This is a genomic window from Schaalia sp. ORNL0103 (assembly GCF_019429565.1).
Lineage (GTDB): Bacteria > Actinomycetota > Actinomycetes > Actinomycetales > Actinomycetaceae > Pauljensenia.
The window spans coordinates 314,413-332,199 of record NZ_JAHXSA010000001.1; the positions used below are offsets into that span (position 1 = coordinate 314,413).

Sequence of the window (17,787 nt, forward strand, 5' to 3'; positions counted from 1 at the left end):
ACCGGCTGGGGTATGATGTGCGTACAGACTTTCGATAGCGTGAGCAGCAGGGACGCTCCTCACGTCAGTGCGGGAGGTGATAGCTCAGACCACGGTTCGGGCAGTGAGCACCGAACAATCCCCACCTGCGGGCAACGACGCCCGCCGCACACCATGGAGGAAACACATGGACATCACCGTCGTCGCACGTAATGCCGAGATTCACCCGAATTTCCGGGAATACGTGGAGGAGAAGGTTTCGAAGATCACTCAGTTCTACCCCCGCGCTCAGCGCGTCGATGTGGAGCTGACTCACGAACGTAACCCCCGCCAGGCCGACACTGCCGAGCGCATCGAGCTGACCGTTTACGGTAAGGGCCCGATCATCCGCGCTGAGGCTCAGTCCGCTGATCGCTACGCGGCCGTCGACATCGCCGCCGGCAAGCTCTACGAGCGCCTGCGCCGCCTGCGTGATCGCGTGAAGGACCACCGTCGCCGGTACCCGCGCGACCTGGCCGAAGCCGAAATCCTCGAAGCTCCCGTCGTCGAAGAGACGGCCACATTCGAACCCGAGGCTCCCAAGCCGCTGCGTAGCGCTGAGGACCTGAAGGTCGGAGAGGCTCGCGAGGAGCAGTGGGGTGATACCCCGATCATCGTCCGTCAGAAGGTGCACGAGGCCCCGCCGATGAGCGTGGATGAGGCCCTGGATCAGATGATGATGGTTGGCCACCCCTTCTTCCTCTTCGTCGACAAGGACACGAACCAGCCGTGCGTCGTCTACCACCGCCACGGGTGGACGTACGGCGTGCTTCGCTTGAACACGACAATCTGACGGTTGAAGGACCGCGGCGCCCCGGGCACCATGCCCGGGGCGCTCCCGTGTGCGCTGTGAGCGTTAAATACGTCCATAGTTCGCGCGGGCGTTTCCACTTTGGGCAGTTAGTTCGTAAACTAATGGGTGGATTTGACTGTCCGCTCTACAAGGGGGCGGGCGATTAACGTCAGGAGCTATTCGTGTCGATTATTGACAAGATCCTTCGCGCTGGCGAAGGGCGTATGCTGCGCAAGCTGGATCGGCTTGCGTCGCAGGTTGATGCCTTGCAGGAGGATTTTGAGGCTCTGACCGACGAGGAGCTGCAGGCTAAGACCCAGGAGTTCAAGGATCGCCTCGAGGATGGCGAGACCCTGGACGACATCCTGGTCGAGGCGTTTGCGACGGTCCGTGAGGCCTCGTGGCGAATCCTGCGCATGCGTCCCTTCCACGTGCAGGTCATGGGTGGTATCGCCCTGCACCAGGGCAAGATCGCCGAAATGAAGACCGGTGAAGGTAAGACCCTGGTCGCCACGATGCCGTCGTACCTGCGTGCGCTGACCGGCAAGGGCGTGCACGTCGTGACGGTCAACGACTACCTGGCGAAGTACCAGTCGGACATCATGAGCCGCGTCTACAACTTCCTGGGCCTGACCTGCGGTTGTATCCTCGTGGGTCAGACGCCTGCCGAGCGCCGCGAGATGTATGCCTGCGACATCACCTACGGTACGAACAACGAGTTCGGCTTCGACTACCTGCGCGACAACATGGCGCAGGTGCCCGAGGATATGGTCCAGCGCGGCCACGCCTTCGTCATCGTCGACGAGGTTGACTCGATCCTCATCGATGAGGCCCGTACCCCCCTCATCATTTCGGGTCCCGCTGACGGCGACCTGAACCGCTGGTACGTGGAGTTCGCCCGCATCGCGCGTCTGCTGAAGCGCGACGAGGACTACGAGGTCGACGAAAAGAAGAAGACCGTCGGCATCCTGGAGCCGGGCATCGATAAGGTCGAGGACCAGCTGGGCGTTGAGAACCTCTATGAGGCTGCGAACACCCCGCTGATCGGCTTCCTCAACAACGCGATCCGCGCCAAGGAGCTGTTCTTTAAGGACCGCGACTACATCGTGGACGGCGGCGAGGTCCTCATCGTCGACGAGCACACGGGCCGTGTCCTGCCGGGCCGCCGCTACAACGACGGCATGCACCAGGCGATCGAGGCCAAGGAAGGCGTGGAGATCAAGGCCGAGAATCAGACGCTCGCCACGATCACGCTGCAGAACTACTTCCGTCTGTACCCTGAGGGCTCGCGTTCCGGCATGACCGGTACTGCCGAGACCGAGGCCGCGGAGTTCGCGTCGACCTACAAGATCGACGTCATCCCGATCCCCACGAACAAGCCGATGATCCGCAAGGATCAGTCCGACCTCGTCTACCCGACGGAGAAGGGCAAGCTGAACGCGATCATCGAGGACGTCGTGGAGCGCCACGAGGCCGGCCAGCCGGTCCTCATCGGTACCGCCTCGGTCGAAAAGTCTGAGCTGCTCTCGCAGATGCTCAAGAAGAAGCACATTCCGCACCAGGTGCTCAACGCCAAGCAGCACGCCCGCGAAGCCGCCATCGTCGCGATGGCCGGCCGCAAGGGCGCGGTCACGGTGGCCACGAACATGGCCGGCCGTGGTACCGACATCATGCTGGGCGGTAACTCGGAGTTCCTCGCCCAGGCGAACCTGGCGGCCGAGGGCCTCGACCCGAAGGAGAACCCGGAGGAGTACCGCGAGGCGTGGCCCAAGGCCCTCGAGGCTGCGGAAGAGGCCGTCGAGGCCGAGCGCGAGGAGGTGCGCGAGCTGGGCGGCCTGTACGTGCTCGGTTCGGAGCGCCACGAGTCGCGTCGTATCGACAACCAGCTGCGCGGACGTTCCGGCCGTCAGGGTGACCCGGGCGAGTCCCGCTTCTACCTGTCGATGGAAGACGACCTGATGCGTCTGTTCAACTCGGGCATGGCCCAGCGCATCATGGCCTCGGGCGCCTACCCGGAGGACATGCCGCTGGAAAACCGCATGGTGTCGCGTTCGATCGCGTCGGCCCAGCGTCAGGTGGAGGCCCGCAACTTCGAGATCCGTAAGAACGTCCTGAAGTACGACGACGTCATGACGGGTCAGCGCGAGACGATCTACGCCGAACGCCGCAAGGTGCTCGAGGGCGAGGACATGGGCCCGCAGATGCGCGCGTTCATGGAGTCCCTCGTGACCGGCCTGGTCGACGAGGCGATCGCCGACAAGCCCGTGGACGAGTGGGATCTGCCCACCCTGTGGGAGCACCTGCGCGCCTATTACCCGCCGTCGGTCACGATCGAAGAGGTCGAGGAGGAGCACGGTGGTGCTGCGTCCCTCGTGCGCGACGATCTGGTGACCGAGCTGGTCGGCGACATCCACGCCGTCTACGCGGACACAGAGGATCGCCTGAACGCCAACCCGCTGGCGCAGGCGCAGCTGGGCGATGAGCCCATTCGTACTCTCGAGCGTCGCGTCGTCATCTCCGTGGTGGACCGCCTGTGGCGCGAGCACCTCTACGAGATGGACTACCTGAAGGAAGGCATCGGCCTGCGTGCGATGGGTCAGCGCGACCCGCTCGTCGAGTACAAGGACGAGGGTGCTCAGATGTTCCAGGCGATGGTCGAGCGCATCCGCGAGGAGTCCGTCCAGCAGGTGTTCTCCTACGCCAAGCAGTTCGAGCGCGCCCTGGCCGCCGCCGAGGAGGAAGCCGGCGGTTCGATCGCCGCAGCCAGCGTCGCTCCCGCGCAGGAGGAGGCCTCGTCGTCCTCCTCCGAGCCCAGCGTTGAGGACGTTGCCGCCGCCGAGTCTGCGGCCTCCGCCGCCGCGCGTGAGGCCGTTGCCCACGCCCGTTCGGTGATGGGCAACGTGGGCCGCGCGAAGGCGCCCAGCCGTGTGAGCTACAGCTCCGCTGAGGGCACCGAGTCGGCCGCGTCCTCGTCGAGCGGCAACCGCGCGGAGCGTCGCGCTGCCGCTAAGAAGCGTCGCCGCCGCTGATCGGTACACGTCACGGGTGAGGGGGTTCCTGCGGGAGCCCCCTCACCCGTTTGTGTATCCGTCGAGCCGCGTGGCCGGTCCGTCAGGCGAGTTCGAGGGCCGTCGTGATCCATCGCCCGTGGTACTCCTCGAGCCGCAGGGCGAGGGCGAAGGTACGCGAGACCGTGGAGACGATGACGGCGGCCTCTGTCGTGCGCTCGTCGACGGGGCACGTGCGTACGTGGACGGGCCTCGTTCCCCGTGCGCACGGGGACATGTGGACGCACACGAGAGCCCCGTAGAGATCGGGCAACATCCAACGGCGTAGCTGGGGTGCCTGGCGAACGCCCGTGACGACCTCGACGATGGCGCGTGCGAGGTTCGCCGCCCACGGCCCGGGGTCTGGGAGACTCTCTTTCGGGAGGGTGACGTAGTGGGTTGGTGTCGGCAACGGGGCTGCCCTGTAGGCCAACTCAGGATCCTGACTCCACCGGAACGGGGCGGGCTGGATCGGACGGGTGGGGGTGGGCCTCGTGCTGGTCCGTCGTCTGGGGGCCTCGGAGGCGCGAGGCCGGGGCGCGATTTGGGTGCTCATGGCAGGTCCTGGGGGATGGCGAGTGTCTGTCCGGGGTAGATGAGAGCGGGGTCGTGGACCGACTCGGAGTTGGCCGCGTGGATTGCCCGCCAGGTGGCGTCGATACGTGCGTTGTCCGCATCGGGGCGCAGGGAGGCAGCGATCGACCAGAGTGAATCGCCCGGCGTGACTGTGATCGTGGTAGGGCCAGCGGGCGTGTCCGGCGCCGGTGCATCCTGCGCGGGCACGGGCAATGTGGCCGGAGCAGGCTGTGTCGCCTCCTGGTCGGGGGAAGGAACTCCGGGGGTATCCGCCCATGTCAATGAGACGGCGGGGGAGGTCTGTTCCTGCGGAGCCGCCAGGGAAGCCGCTGCGGGCGCTGCGGTGACGAGTGCGGAGCCGATCAATGCGCTGGCTCCGGCGCGCGCTAGCAGAGAGCGAGAGAGACGGGTGCCGCAACGGGAGACGAAGAAACGTGCAGCAGCGCGCGCCGCGGGCGGAGCAACGCGCAGGAGCGCGAGGTGAGCGCACGCTGAGCATAGGAGACTCCACGCCAGGAGCGCGAGGGCAGCAATGCCGAGAACCCAGAGGATGAGCGTCTCGGGACGCTCTGCGCTCAGGGGTGGAGCGAGGTGGGAGAGATAGAGTGCGTCGAGGAGGCACAGCGGGGCACCAACGAGCCAGAGAAATGCGTCGGTGAGGTGTGATTGGCCGGCGACGGTCAGTGAATCATCAGTCATGGTGAACTCTTCATTGAGTGGACGGATTCGATGCATTAACTATCCGCTTCATAGTGAAAGATGTCAATAGATATCAGTTCATGTTATCTAAATGTGATGTGTGGCGCATGAATGTGGCATCGTAGGGGCATGGATATGTCAGCGTTCATTGCCGAGCTGGAAGCGCGCTTCGATGATGAGCGCGGTCGCGATCTCGATGCGCTCATCGACGAGCTCACCGATGCCGAGCGTGCCTCGGTTACCCTGTCTGCCCGCCTGGCCGGTGCGGACGGCGATATTACGCTGGCGCTGCGAGGCGGCTCGACGATCACCGGATCGGTGCTCGATTCGACCCGCTCGTGGGTGCTCCTGCGTGGAAGTCGCGACGACAGCCTGATCATGCTCTCCGCAATCGTCGCGGCCTGGCCACTCGGGCGTAGTGTTGCGCGCGAGTCCTCCGTGCGAGGAGGCGTGGGTGTTGGCCATGTTCTGCGCGAACTAGGTGCACGCGGTGTCGGAGTCGTCATCGAATCCGACGGGGGTGACCACAGGGGAGTCATCGACGCGGTCTACGCGGACCACGTCGATGTCGCCCTGGATGGAGAGGCCTTCACCTATGACGGCCGGGATGAAGTAGGTGGCATGACCGTGTCGCTGGCACTTGCGGGGCTTCGTCGACTCCGCGTGCTCGGCCAGCGATGGTTGGCCGACTAGTGAGCGTTTTCCGCCTTCTGACGCTCGCGCGTCGCGGCGTATTGATCCTGGATGAACTGCTCCAGGACCGATTCTTCGATCCTCCACACGTGCTTGCCGCCGACCTGAATGGCCGGGAGCTCGCCGGAGGAAACGAGGGCGCGGGTGGCTGACATCGTGAGATTCAGGGTCTCGGCGACGTCAGCGAGAGTGAGGAATCGTGTTGCCATGGCAACATGCTATCAGTTGGGGTTGCTTCGTTTGATTGGTTTGAGTCGGCAATTTTTTACGCGTCATTTTGCCGATCGGATCGGTTGGTTCTGATGAATAGTCGGCAACCTACCGCTTTTTCGGTTGAGCGTGCATCATAGAAGAGTGAAACGCGTCTCAGCTTCAGTGTCGATCCCGACGCGCGCCCCCGGCAAGATGGACCGTCGATTCGTTATCGGCTTGGTCCTCATCATCGCGTCCGTGCTCGCCTTCAGTGCCCTCAGCGGCCTCCTACGGGGAGGAAGCCGCGTCTACACCGCGACGACGACCATCGCCCCGGGGGACGCCCTCACCGCCGACAACGTCCGCGAGGTTGTCCTCAGCGTCGACTCGGACGTCTACGTTCCCACGTCGGAGGCTCCCATGGGGTCCGTCGCGACTCGCCAGATCACCCCCGGCCAGATCGTCATGCGCACGGATCTGTCGCACGGGGACAGCGGAACAGCGCAGACAGACATGCTGCGCGTGGCCGTCACGGTCAGCGCTGGGCTGCCCGACGGGGTCGCCGATGGAACGCGGATCCGGCTGTGGACGATCCCCGCGCGCACGCAGGGACAGGCTGGCAATCAGGCGCGCGAGATCGAGGGGACCTTCACCTTCGTACGCCGAATCGAGGCCTCGTCCCAGTCGCACCGTGGCCAGCGGATCGAGATCCTCGCGAACGCCCAGTCCATGCCGGTTCTCCTCGCCGCGCAGTCCTCAACCGACGAGCTGGCCGCCGTCCCAGTGGGGGCGCCGTGAGCTCCGTCCACGGGGTCGTCGTCCTCGCCGATCAACGCTACGAGGCACCCCTCATCCAGGCGATTCAGAGCCGATCGGATGTCCTCGCCATCGTCCGGCGCTGCGCTGACCTGGCCGAGGTCGTCGCCGCGGCCCGCGCCGGCCTCGCCGACCTCGCGGTCATCGACGGATCCGACCCCGACCTGACGATCGAGACCGTTGAATCGCTGCGCGCTTGCGGGATGGTCGTCGTCGCCCTCGCTGCGCACCACGAGCGCTCCCGCCTCATCGCCCTGGGGGTCGCCTCGGTCGCCGCGCCCGGCAGCCCCGACCAGGTCGTCAACTCTCTCATCGCGGCGACGCGCACGCGCCGCTCGACCCCTGCCCCTGCCTCGTCCGCGCCCCCGCCGCCCCCTCCGCCCTCCGCTCCGGGCAGCGTGCTGGCCGTCTGGGGGACATCCGGCGCGCCCGGGCGCACGACCCTCGCCGTCGGCATCGCGACCGCGCTGTCCGCCCACGGGCCCACCCTCCTCGTCGATGCGGACACCGCCAACCCGACGATCGCGCACCTGCTGGGCCTTCCCGTCCATGCGTCGGGTCTGTCAACCCTCGCGCGGACGGCCTCGCGCGGCCCCATCACGCCCGCGGACACGCTCGGGGCAGCCGTCATGCGCTCCGAGAACCTGCACGTCATCACGGGCCTCGTGACGCCACACCGCTGGCGCGAAGTGAGCAAACCCGGCATCGAATCCATCGTCGGGGCACTGCGCCTGAGCGCCCGCTACTCGGTCGTTGACATTGCGTCGACCTCGCTGGAAAAGGCCTCGCGCGGGGCCAACCGTGACGATGCCGCGCTCGGGGTGCTCGAGCGCGCCGATCGGCTCGTCATCGTTGCGCGCGGTGACATCGTCGGCATCAACCGGCTTTCGTTCCTGGCGCGGTGGTGGGAGGAGCAAGAGCGCGACATTCCGGTCGAGGTGATCGTCAACCGCGTAAGCACCGCAGCTATCGGCCCGCACCCCGTGCCCTCCCTGCAGGCGGCGATCGGCGCCTTTATGCCCGACTGCATTTTCCATGTCGTTCCCGAGGATGAGGGCGTTGGGCGGGCATCCCTGCGAGGCAAGGCTCTGGGCGAAAACGGTGCGCGTTGCGACGCCTCCGACGCGTTGCAGGCGATTGTCGAGCGGTGGGTGCCTACACTGTGACCATGCGCGTCTACGTTCCCGCCGTCCTGTCCGACCTGTCCGTCCCGCTGCCGCCCGTGCGCAGCGGCGTCCTGTGTGTGCCCGAGGCCGGCATGAGTGGCGAGGACGTCGAGGTCCTCGAGGACGATGCCATCACCGAGGCGGCGCTGTCCTCCCTCGAGCTGGCGCGCGAGACGGAGGGCGCGGGCGTCGCTCGCGTCGTCCTGGCCGTCGACACCCCGACCTCGACGACGCTGACCCCCGGCGAGCAGATCGAACCCCACATCTTCGAGGCCCCCGCCTTCGAATACACCTGGTCGGACGTGGCCGCCATCCTCGCGGACCTGCCCGACGCCTCACCCGCAGTGCAGGCCGTCCTGAGCGCCGACACACAGGAGGACGCCGACGAGGCCGTGGCCGCCCTGTGGGAGTCCTCCCTGGCGTGGTTCGACCGCTCCGAGCGCCCCGCCGTCCTGGCCCTGCACCAGGGCTGACACCTACGCGCGCACGCTGAGGGTCGATCCACCCTCCGGCAGAGGCCGCACCTGGATCTGATCCGCGATCTGGGTCGCCATCTCCTCAACGTGCGAGATGACACCGACCGTGCGTCCCGCGCAGCGCAGCGCCTGGAGCTGCGCCATGACCAGGCTCAGCGTGTGCGAGTCGAGCGATCCGAAGCCCTCATCGATGAACATCGTGCGCAGCTCGACGCCTCCGGCCTCGGCTGAGACGACGTCCGCGAGGCCGAGCGCCAGCGCGAGCGACGTGTAGAACGTTTCCCCACCCGACAGCGTGCGCGGGCTGCGCAGCGCGTCCGTGTCGTGATCGATGATCGCCAGGCCCAGGCCGGACTTGCGCGAGGCGGTGCCGTCGTCGGGGACAGACACGAGTTCGTAGCGTCCCGATGAGATTGCCGCGAGGCGCGGGTTCGCGGCAGCCAACACCTCCTCCAGGCGTGCGATGAGCACCCACGCCGACAGGGGAGTGGAGGCCAGGTTCTCCGGGCCGGACGCGGCGGCGATGTCAGCCAGGCGTCGGATGGGACCGGCCTGCTCCCGGGCGCGGCTAAGCGCCTCCAACGCCTGCTCAAGGGAAGCTCGGGCGGCGTCCAGCTGCGCGCAGTGCTGCTCAAGAATACCCGAGGCCCGGGCCGCCATAGCGGCGTCCTCCTCGGCCTTGCGGGAGGCCTCGGTGAGAGCTTCAAGGTCCGGCGCGGGCGCTGCTGCCGCGCGGGTCAGGCGCTCCGAAGCAAGCGCTTCGCGTGCCGCGAAGAGCGCCTTCTCGTGCGCGGCCACGCGCGCCTCGAGAGCCTCGACCTGGGGGAGTGGAAGCAGGAGTGTGCGCCACGAGTCCGCTTCGAGGCCCTGTTCCTCAAGCGCATCCGCAAGGGAACGCTGCGCCTGCGCGAGCGCGGCGCGGGCGTTATCCCAATCGGCGCAGGCCCCGGCCAAAGCCGCCGCCCGGTGTGCGCGCTCATCCAGGGCTGCAGCGCGCGCATCAAGGGAGGCGAAGTTGGCGCGCTCAGTCTCCACGCGGGCCTCAGCCGCAGCCAGAGCGGATTCGCGCTCCTGAAGGGTGGACGCGAGGGACGCAGCGGCCTCGCGGGCGCTCGCGAGGGCATCCGTCAGGCCGTCGAGGCGGGTGCGCTCCTGCGTGAGGGCCGCCTCGATCTCTGTGATCTGCGGGCTGAGAGCCTCGAGCTTCGCAACGAGCTCAGCGGCCCGATCCCGCTCGGTCTCGAGAGTCGGCGTGGGGGCGCCGGCCACCTCGTTGAGCTGGGCGATACGACGCACGAGATCCTGGTGGCGCGCCTGCGCTTCCCGAAGCGCGGCCTCCGCACGGTCTCGCGCCTGGTCGAGCTCCGCGACCTGCTCGCGCGTGATCTCCCCCTCCGCGGCCGGTGCCGGATTGGGGTGAGCGGTGGACCCGCACACGGGACAGGGCATGTCCTCCTCGAGTTCGCGTGCGAGCGCCGATGCGCTCTGCGCGATCCACAGGTCGTGGCCGTCCGCCGCCGCGGCATTCGAAAGCTTTGCGGTGACCGTGGCCTCGCGCAGCTCATCCGATGCTCCGAGGAGGGCCGAGCGCAGCAGGTCCGCCTGCATGGAGGCATCCAGGCGTTCGTTGATGGCGCGCAGCGCGGACGCGGCCTCGGGCAGCGTGTCGGCATCCGCTCGCATGAGGCGCAGAGCCTCGGAGGCCTGCTCGATGCGCAGGGGCAACGCCTCGCGCTCCGCCTCGATCGACGTGATGCGCGCCAATGCCTGCTTATGCTGGGAGCGCAGCGAGTCGATCTGGGTGCGCGCTTCGGGCAGCGAGCGCTCGACGGCCAAGGCCTCCTCGAGAGAACCGCGCGTGCGCGTCGCCTCGTCGCGCAGGTCCTGCGCCCGCGCGCCGAGAGGGGCCACGGCCTCGGGTGTCAAGGATGCAGGATCGATGGAATCCTCGTCTCCCAGAACCGGGGACAGGGCGGCGACCTGGTCTCCCGCAGCCTCCAGACGAGCGCGTGCCGAGGCCTCGGCCGCGTCGAGGGGCGCCACGGCCAGCGCCCGGCGGGCCTGACCCGCGAGCTCCCGGTTGGATGCGATTGCTCCCTCCGATGCGGTCAACTCAGCGAGTGCCGCGCTCACGCGCGCGTGCTCCGCCTGGGCCTCAGCCAGGGCTCGTCCCTCGGACAGGGCGCGGGAAGCCTCCCGAGCGGTTGCCGTGGCCACCTCGGCAACGCGCAGGGTCTGCGCGTGCGCTTCGCGTGCGCGCTCGCATGCGTCCTCGGCCCAGCGCGTCACGGCGCTGGAATCCTCCGCGCCCGCATCCAGCTGATCGGCCTCCTCGGCGGCGGCCGCCCGGCCGTCGGCGGCGGACCCGTCCTCAGCGCCGTTCTCGGCAAAGGCTGCGTCCAGCGACCAAACGCGCTCGAAAGCGCCGATGGCAGCCACGCGCCGCTCTTCGATGCCGCGCTTCGACGAGGCGGCCGCATCGACGAGGGCCTTCGTAAAGTCCACGTAGATCTGCGTGTCGAAAATGTCGCGCAGGATCTGCTCGCGAGCATCCGACGTGGCGTTAAGGAACTGGGAGAACTTGCCCTGCGGGAGCACGATTGTCTGCAGGAACTGGTCCTTATCCAGGCCCACGATTGCCGGAATCTCAAAGCCCACGTCGCGCGGACCCGATGCGATCGGCTCCACCGTGCGCCACCCGTCCGGAGCGTCCGGATCCTCCACGACGCGCGCCAGCGTCGACTTCGAATTGCGCTGCGACTTCTTGCCCGCCGGGGTGTACGCGGGGGTGCGCGTCACCCGGTAGATGCCCGTCGCCACCTCGAAGACCAGGTCCGCCTCCGACGGATCCGAATCCGTGATGTGGTTGGAACGCAGGCGGTCCTTCGACGCGTCCTTCGTGCGCGCCACGTCGCCGTACAGGGCGAAGGTGATCGCGTCGATGAGCGTGGACTTGCCCGCGCCCGTGGGGCCGTCCAGGAGGAACAAGCCCGAGTCCTCGAAGGCCGAAAAGTCAACCGTGTGCTCGCCCGCGAAGGGGCCGATGCCCGTAATGCGCAGCCACCGAATCTTCACTGCATGTCCTTTCCTCGAAGCTGCGCCCACACGTCCAGCGCAAGCTCGCGCTCCTGAGCGCTCAGTGCCCGCCCGCCCACGGCCTCGTAAAACTCCTCCGTGACCTCGCGCGGATCGCGGGACGCGCGCACGGCCATCGCGGGAGCCAGCGAGGGCGCCTGGGAGGGACGGTGCACGACGACCAGGGCGTGCGGGTAGACCTCTCGGATGCGCGGCACCATACGCTCGGGGCGCGCGTCGTCCGTGACCGTGATCGACACGTACGAGGCCGTGGTGGCCTCGTCGGGATCCGTGAGCAGCTCATCCATGGTTCCCTCAAGCACCGCGATGCCCCGCAGCGTCGGGATGGGCACCACCTCGATGTCGGTCACCGAGGTGGCATCCGTGGTCACGAGGGTGATCGACTTGGTGGCCCCGGCCTCGGAGAATGAATACGCGATGGGGGAGCCCGCGTAGCGGATCGGGACGGTTGCACCCGAGATGTCCTGCGGGCGGTGCAGGTGCCCGGCCGCCACGTAGTCCAGGCCGTGGGCCAGGGGCTCCTCGTCCCCGAGCGTGTCGAACAGGTCCCCCGATACGGAGGGAACGCCGCCCACCTGGATGTCGCGCTCGGAGTCTGAGGACTGGGCGCCCGTCACGAAGGCGTGCGGCATCGCGATGGCCGGGCGCTCGTCGCCCGCGTCTCGCCGAGCCGAAAGGTCCGCGCGCACCCGGCGCAACGCCGCCCCCAGAACCGCCTGGTGGGAGCGTGGCAGGGGAGCGGGCAACCCGCCCTCCCCCTGCGGGGCCAGGTCCGACAGGCTTTGACGCACGAGGTCGGGCTCCAGGTAGGGCATTGGGTACACGAGAGCACCCCCGGCCTCGACCGGCGTGCCGATCGCCTCGGGGTCCGTCACCACGTGCAGCGAGGGGGTGAGCATGTCGGCGAACAGCCCCAGGCGCGCGGCCCCATCGTGGTTCCCCGACGTCAGGATGACCGTCGTGATCTCCGTCAGCTCGCGCAGGGCGCGGCGCATCCGCGCGAGCGCATCCACGGGCGGAACCGCGCGGTCGAACACGTCGCCCGAGATGAGCACGGCGTCCACGCCGCGCTCACGCACCAGGGCCACCAACCACTCGATAAACGCGTCAGCGCTGTCTCCCAGGGATGCGCCGTGCAGCGTGCGCCCCAGGTGCCAGTCGGAGGTGTGCAGAATCAACATGTATCCAGTGTGGCAGAGGCCGCCTACATCTGCGTCCGTCACACACGCTTGGAAGACGGACACCTTCTGCATGCGCGCAGGTAGTCGATAGCATGGTGGGCATGACCAAGCCCTTCCTCATGCTGACCTCGCGCGACGACGGCCCCGTTCTGGCTGCCGAGTGCGCCGACCTGCCTCGTTTCTCGGGACTCACCCCCGACCAGGTCCGCCAGGTGCGCATGGAAAGGGAGCTGCCCGACCTCGACCTGTCCGAGTACTCGGGTGCCTTCGTGTGCGGGTCCCCGTGGGACGCGAACGCCGACGACCACCTCAAGGAAGAACGCCAGGTGCGCGCCGAGGCATGGCTGCGGTCCTTCTACGACCGGGCGCTGGGCGAGTCCTTCCCGATCCTGGGACTGTGCTACGGGCTGGGCACCCTCACCCTGCACCTGGGCGGCGTCATCGACACCCACCACGGCGAGGAAATCAGCGGCATCGCCCTGACGAAGACCGACGCGGGGCGCGAAGACCCCCTCCTGGAGGGCACGCCCGACCGCTTCCACTCCTACGTCGGCCACCACGAGGCCGTGCGCGAGCTGGCCCCCGGCATGCAGGTCCTCCTGGCCGGCGACGACACTCCGATCCAGATGGTGCGCGTGGGCGAGGCCGCGTGGGCGACCCAGTTCCACCCCGAGATGGACCTCGACGGCGTCAACGTGCGAATCGACCAGTACGCGGGCCGCTACTACCCGGTGGAGAAAGCCGAGGCGATCCGCGCCCAGGTCGCGAGCGTGGACACGGATCCCTCGCGCCTCGTGCTCCAAAACTTCGTGCGCCGCTTCCAGCGCTGAGTGCCGCCCGGCGGGCGGGGCCGCGCTGCGCGGTGCAGTTAGCGGGCCTTGCGGCGTAGGTAGAAGAAGATCACCATGGTGACGATGGCCAGGACGGAAGTCGTCATCATTGAGTGGCGGTAGGCCGTCATGTTGTCTGGCAGGGGTACTAAGGCACTGACCATCGAGGTGACGACGCACAGGCCCGCACAGACGAGGCCGATACGCTCGACGACGAAATAAGCCGGAGTTGTCCAAAAGATGCGGCGCGCAGATCCCGGCAGCTGCCCGCCGAAGGTGGTTGCGCAGATGCCCAAGGTGAAGGAAGAAGGCCTCAAATGGCCAAGTTCGGTCATTGAGTACACCATGAGAAACACGATGGTGCCGAGAGCAACAATGAAGAGAACGCGGATTATTCGCTCGCTGTCGGGGCGCTCCGGGGAGGAGTTTTCGGGATTCGACATGCCCACCACTCTAGCGGGACGCGGCGCGAGGCAGGCACCCCTCGCCAGCTAGTGGGCGAGGGGCGCCCTCACCGTGGTCTCTCGCCGTGGGTGCCTGTCTGCGTGTCTAACGGGACGGGGGAATCAGCCCGCGGCGGCGCGCCCGCTCCTTGGAGACGAGGAGAATCGTAAAGAAGCAGAAGGCTACAAGCGCAGCGCCCATGGCGACGTTCCGTGGCGTGTTGTAGGGCTCGGGGCGGACTCCGTGGTCCGTGACGTCACCGACGATGACAGCGGCGGTACATACGAGGGAACAAGCCATCACCACCCACTCGCAGGCCCGAAGCGCCCGGTGTGCGCCAGGAATGTGACGCGAATAGCCAGGGGCCATTGAAGCGAGGAGCAACGCAGCGTCGGCGAGCCCGTAGTCGGTTAGGCGGTTGTCCTTCCCGAAGAAGGTGCCGCCAATCGAATAGACGACCGTACCGATCAACAGCGCGAAGAAGAAGTAGCGGAGGACCTTGTCGACCCGCGAAAGCCCTGCGGTGTTGCCGATGAGGTTCTGCTCGATGGTGGACATAGCGATCACGACCTTGTGAACCAGAGATAGCGACCATCGCTATACCCTCATTGTCCACGCAGGGGGAGCACTGTCAAGTACTTTCGGTGCGCACTTTTCTTTACCGGGCTGCCTTGCTGGCAGCCTCCGCCGTCGCCACGGCCTCGAGGAGCCTGCGCACCGACGCCACGCGGGAAGCGCGCTCAGACATCACCCGCTCCGCGTCCTCATCCCCGGCCTCGTCGATGGTGAAGGGACCGGTGGCGCGCGCGTAAGCGTCAAGCGCGCACGAGGGCTCCTCCTCGTTGTGCGAGCACAGCGGCAGACACCAGGCAGTCGCCTCCGCGACGTCCGGGAAGACGCCGAGCACGTCGGCGACGCTCACGTGCCCCAGGCCGAAGGATCGTACGCCGGGCGTATCCACGATCCAGCCGCCCGCCTCCAGCTCGAAGGCCTCCGAAGATGTGGACGTGTGGCGCCCGCGCCCCGTCACCTCGTTGACATGGCCCGTCGCGCGGCCCGCGCCCGGCACCAGGAGGTTGATGAGCGTGGACTTTCCGACCCCCGAGTGCCCCACCAGCACCGACCAGTGGCCGGCCAGCAGGTCCCGCAGCTCGGCGACGCCCGGATCGGCCTGCCCGGCCTCGGCGCTCGTGAGCACGACGCGCAGGTCGAAGTCCTCGTAGGCGGCGATCAGCTCGTCCGCGCTGGCCAGGTCAGCTTTCGTCAGCACGAGGATCGGGGACAGGCCCGCCTCGAAGGCGGCGACCAGGCAGCGGTCGATCATGCCGGTGCGCGGCGGCGGATCCGCCAGCGCCACGACGATGCACATGGTGTCGGCGTTCGCGACGATCGCCTTCTCGCCGCGCTGATCCGGCGCGTCCTCGAGGGAGCGGCGCAGCACCGAGGAGCGTTCCTCGACGGCGACGATGCGCGCGAGCGTGTCGGGGCGCCCGGACAGGTCGCCGGTGAGGCGCACGCGGTCGCCCATGATGACGGAGCCTCGCCCCAGCTCGCGGGCACGCACGGCGACCACGCGGGTGCCGTCCGCCTCCTGGCTCACCTGGTAGCGGCCGCGGTCGATGCCGATGACGCGGCCCAGCGGCTTGGAGGACCAGTCCGGCCGATCCTTGGTGCGGGGGCGCGAGCCCTTGCCGGCGCGCACGCGCACGCGCGGGTCGTCGGTTCCGGTGTCGCGTCGCGCCATCACTGCTCCTCCTCGATCGACGAGGCCGGGGCAGCCTGGGTGCTTCCCTGACCGTGAGCGCTCACGAGCGAGGCCCACATGGCTTCGAAGGTGGGCAGCGTCTTGGACGTGCAGGCGATGTCGTCGACCGTGATGCCGGGCGTCACCAGGCCCAGGATCGCGCCGAAGGTCGCCATACGGTGATCCGCGTAGGAGCGGATCTGCGCGGCATGAAGCGGGTGCGGTGTGATGATCAGGCCGTCCTCGGTCTCTTCGGCCTGCCCGCCCGCGCGGTTGATCTCGGCGACCAGGGCCGCCAGGCGGTCGGTCTCGTGTCCGCGCAGGTGCGCGATGCCGCTCAGGTGCGAGGGAGTCGAGGCGTATGCGCAGATCGCGGCCAGGGTGGGGGTGAGCTCTCCGACCTCGGCCATGGTTGCCTTGATGCCCGGGTAGTTGCCGGCGCCGGGACCACTCAGGGTCAGGCCCTCCTCGTCCTGAGTGATGGTCGCGCCCATGTGACCGAGCAGCGCGCGCCAGGCGTCGCCCGCCTGCGTTGTCGCCCCCGGCCACGCAGGGATGCGCACGCGCCCGCCTGTCACCATTGCGGCGGCCAGGAAGGGGCCGGCGTTGGACAGGTCCGGCTCGACTGTGATGTCGCCGCCGCGCGGACGCGACGGGAAGATGTGCCAGGTGGACAGGTTCGCGCGCCCCTCGTCCACGACCTCCAGGTCGATGCCCGCGCCCGCGAGGGACGCCAGCGTCATTTCCACGTGAGGCATCGACGGGACGACGCCCGGAGCCGACACAAAGAGCGGATCACCCACGAGGGGAGAGACGAGCAGCAACGCGGAGAGGAACTGCGAAGAGGACGAGGAGTCCACCCAGGCCTGCGCGCCCAGCGGCGTGTGGATCGGGCCTTGAATCGTGAAGGGCAGGTGCCCGCGCTCACCGTGATACGTAACGGTCGCGCCCATGCGCACCAGGGCGTCCAGGAGCGGACCCAGCGGGCGCGCGTAAGCCTGCTCATCCCCGTCGAAGAGCGTCTCCTCGGGGGACAGTGCGGCCAGGGGAGGCAGGAAACGCATGACGGTGCCGGCCAAGCCGCACTCGATGCGACCGCCGCGCGGCGGCAGCGACATCGGGGTGACGCGCAGGATGCCCGCCCCCTCGTCCTCGACGCGTGCGCCCATCACCTCCAGGGCAGCCGCAAACAGGCGCGTGTCGCGCGCGTCCAGGGCACCCCGAATAACGGAGGGAGAATCGGCGACGGCCGCCAGGTACAGGGCACGCGCCGTGATTGACTTCGAACCCGGCACCTCGACCGTGGCATCCACGGGGGAGGTGGCCAGGGGAGCGGGCCAGGGCGCGCTCACGAAGCGGTGCCGCTCAGACGCTCCACGACGGCGGCCTCGGCCGCAGCGATCGCGCGGCGCTGGTCGCGGCGCATCGCGTGGGCGACGAGGGCCGAGGGTTGACCGACGCGGTCCGTCGACGCGAGGAGGACACCGGCGGCCAGGCCCGCCTTATTCAGCGTGCGGTAGCGACGGCGCTTGATCTGCTCCTTGGATAGGCCGCGCGTCGTGCCCGGCAGGGGAGCGTTCACGAGGGCCATCGGCGCGCCGATCGCAGCCAGGGTCAGGGCGGCCACGCGGGGCTTGCGGCCGAGCGCAAAACGCAGGCCGGCGACGACCGTCACCGCACCCGTCACACGGGTCGCGACGGCCAGCTGCTGATCCGTCAGCGGCTCCAGGCCGACCGCGTCGGTCGCCTTGTCGATGAGGGGACGAACGCCCGCGGCGCGCTCCACGTGGAAACGCGGATGCATGAGGGCATCAACCCCGTCGGCGATGAACGGGGCGGCGAGCAGGGGACGGGCAACAACGCGCAGCAGATTCATACCCCTATTGTTCGACACCTTTGCCCCTGGGGGAAGCCGAACGGCCTACCCACTCCCAAAGAACGGGATGAAAGTGGCGCAACGCACAATTGTAGAGGGTTGTGGAATAAAGAGGGGCGTGAGGCGTTGCCCTCAGTATG

General features: G+C 68.0%; 17 protein-coding genes. 7 read left to right on the plus strand and 10 right to left on the minus strand.

The window, feature by feature from the left end:
• The first annotated feature begins 166 nt into the window (after positions 1–166).
• Both hpf and secA read left to right on the plus strand, forming a co-directional pair.
• Positions 167–811 carry a ribosome hibernation-promoting factor, HPF/YfiA family gene (gene hpf, locus JJJ16_RS01420; RefSeq protein WP_003793282.1) on the plus strand — a complete coding sequence of 215 codons (645 nt, stop codon included), beginning with the start codon at positions 167–169 and terminating at the stop codon, positions 809–811.
• A gap of 182 nt (positions 812–993) precedes the next feature.
• On the plus strand, positions 994–3,840 hold the full coding sequence (gene secA, locus JJJ16_RS01425; protein ID WP_219751102.1) for a preprotein translocase subunit SecA: 2,847 nt from the start codon (positions 994–996) through the stop codon (positions 3,838–3,840).
• A gap of 82 nt (positions 3,841–3,922) precedes the next feature.
• On the opposite strand, the gene JJJ16_RS01430 is transcribed toward secA, so the two are convergent.
• Positions 3,923–4,414 carry an Rv3235 family protein gene (locus JJJ16_RS01430; RefSeq protein WP_225904956.1) on the minus strand — a complete coding sequence of 164 codons (492 nt, stop codon included), beginning with the start codon at positions 4,412–4,414 and terminating at the stop codon, positions 3,923–3,925.
• Positions 4,411–5,133: a LysM peptidoglycan-binding domain-containing protein gene (locus JJJ16_RS01435; RefSeq protein ID WP_219751103.1), complete on the minus strand. Its 723-nt coding sequence runs from the start codon at positions 5,131–5,133 to the stop codon at positions 4,411–4,413. Before JJJ16_RS01435 ends, JJJ16_RS01430 begins: the two co-directional genes overlap by 4 nt.
• 129 nt (positions 5,134–5,262) lie before the next feature.
• On the opposite strand from JJJ16_RS01435, the gene JJJ16_RS01440 reads away from it, so the two are divergent.
• Positions 5,263–5,826 carry a hypothetical protein gene (locus JJJ16_RS01440; protein WP_219751104.1) on the plus strand — a complete coding sequence of 188 codons (564 nt, stop codon included), beginning with the start codon at positions 5,263–5,265 and terminating at the stop codon, positions 5,824–5,826.
• Here JJJ16_RS01440 and JJJ16_RS01445 read toward each other — a convergent pair.
• Positions 5,823–6,035 (minus strand): helix-turn-helix domain-containing protein, encoded by a 213-nt coding sequence (locus JJJ16_RS01445; RefSeq protein ID WP_003793271.1) that lies wholly within the window; start codon positions 6,033–6,035, stop codon positions 5,823–5,825. The two genes, JJJ16_RS01440 and JJJ16_RS01445, sit on opposite strands and share 4 nt — an antisense overlap.
• 196 nt (positions 6,036–6,231) lie before the next feature.
• Between JJJ16_RS01445 and JJJ16_RS01450 the strand changes: the two genes are divergently transcribed.
• From JJJ16_RS01450 to JJJ16_RS01460, 3 genes are read left to right on the plus strand one after another with little or no spacing between them, the layout of a single operon-like run.
• The gene (locus JJJ16_RS01450; protein WP_219751940.1) at positions 6,232–6,816 is read left to right on the plus strand and encodes an SAF domain-containing protein; all 585 of its coding nucleotides are present in this window, start codon (positions 6,232–6,234) and stop codon (positions 6,814–6,816) included.
• Positions 6,813–8,000: an AAA family ATPase gene (locus JJJ16_RS01455; protein ID WP_048673268.1), complete on the plus strand. Its 1,188-nt coding sequence runs from the start codon at positions 6,813–6,815 to the stop codon at positions 7,998–8,000. Before JJJ16_RS01450 ends, JJJ16_RS01455 begins: the two co-directional genes overlap by 4 nt.
• Before the next feature lie 2 nt (positions 8,001–8,002).
• Entirely contained in the window at positions 8,003–8,473 is a 471-nt protein-coding gene (locus JJJ16_RS01460; protein ID WP_219751105.1) for a DUF6912 family protein, read from the plus strand.
• A 3-nt stretch (positions 8,474–8,476) separates the two neighbouring features.
• On the opposite strand, the gene JJJ16_RS01465 is transcribed toward JJJ16_RS01460, so the two are convergent.
• Together JJJ16_RS01465 and JJJ16_RS01470 are read right to left on the minus strand one after the other, a co-directional pair.
• The gene (locus JJJ16_RS01465) at positions 8,477–11,551 is read right to left on the minus strand and encodes an AAA family ATPase (protein WP_219751106.1); all 3,075 of its coding nucleotides are present in this window, start codon (positions 11,549–11,551) and stop codon (positions 8,477–8,479) included.
• Positions 11,548–12,753: an exonuclease SbcCD subunit D gene (locus JJJ16_RS01470; protein WP_219751107.1), complete on the minus strand. Its 1,206-nt coding sequence runs from the start codon at positions 12,751–12,753 to the stop codon at positions 11,548–11,550. Before JJJ16_RS01470 ends, JJJ16_RS01465 begins: the two co-directional genes overlap by 4 nt.
• Before the next feature lie 101 nt (positions 12,754–12,854).
• Here JJJ16_RS01470 and JJJ16_RS01475 point away from each other — a divergent pair, with 101 nt between their 5' ends.
• Positions 12,855–13,583, plus strand: a complete 729-nt coding sequence (locus JJJ16_RS01475; RefSeq protein ID WP_219751108.1) for a glutamine amidotransferase-related protein — start codon at positions 12,855–12,857, stop codon at positions 13,581–13,583.
• Between the two features lie 38 nt (positions 13,584–13,621).
• On the opposite strand, the gene JJJ16_RS01480 is transcribed toward JJJ16_RS01475, so the two are convergent.
• The 5 genes from JJJ16_RS01480 to JJJ16_RS01500 form a co-directional block, all read right to left on the minus strand.
• On the minus strand, positions 13,622–14,026 hold the full coding sequence (locus JJJ16_RS01480) for a hypothetical protein (protein ID WP_219751109.1): 405 nt from the start codon (positions 14,024–14,026) through the stop codon (positions 13,622–13,624).
• Between the two features lie 106 nt (positions 14,027–14,132).
• On the minus strand, positions 14,133–14,585 hold the full coding sequence (locus JJJ16_RS01485) for a hypothetical protein (protein ID WP_048673261.1): 453 nt from the start codon (positions 14,583–14,585) through the stop codon (positions 14,133–14,135).
• A 100-nt stretch (positions 14,586–14,685) separates the two neighbouring features.
• Positions 14,686–15,771 carry a ribosome small subunit-dependent GTPase A gene (gene rsgA, locus JJJ16_RS01490; RefSeq protein ID WP_219751110.1) on the minus strand — a complete coding sequence of 362 codons (1,086 nt, stop codon included), beginning with the start codon at positions 15,769–15,771 and terminating at the stop codon, positions 14,686–14,688.
• Positions 15,771–17,123 (minus strand): 3-phosphoshikimate 1-carboxyvinyltransferase, encoded by a 1,353-nt coding sequence (aroA, locus tag JJJ16_RS01495; RefSeq protein ID WP_318836509.1) that lies wholly within the window; start codon positions 17,121–17,123, stop codon positions 15,771–15,773. Before aroA ends, rsgA begins: the two co-directional genes overlap by 1 nt.
• The gene (locus tag JJJ16_RS01500; RefSeq protein ID WP_219751111.1) at positions 17,120–17,647 is read right to left on the minus strand and encodes a DoxX family membrane protein; all 528 of its coding nucleotides are present in this window, start codon (positions 17,645–17,647) and stop codon (positions 17,120–17,122) included. The genes aroA and JJJ16_RS01500 overlap by 4 nt, the downstream gene beginning before the upstream one ends.
• Between the last annotated feature and the right edge of the window lie 140 nt (positions 17,648–17,787).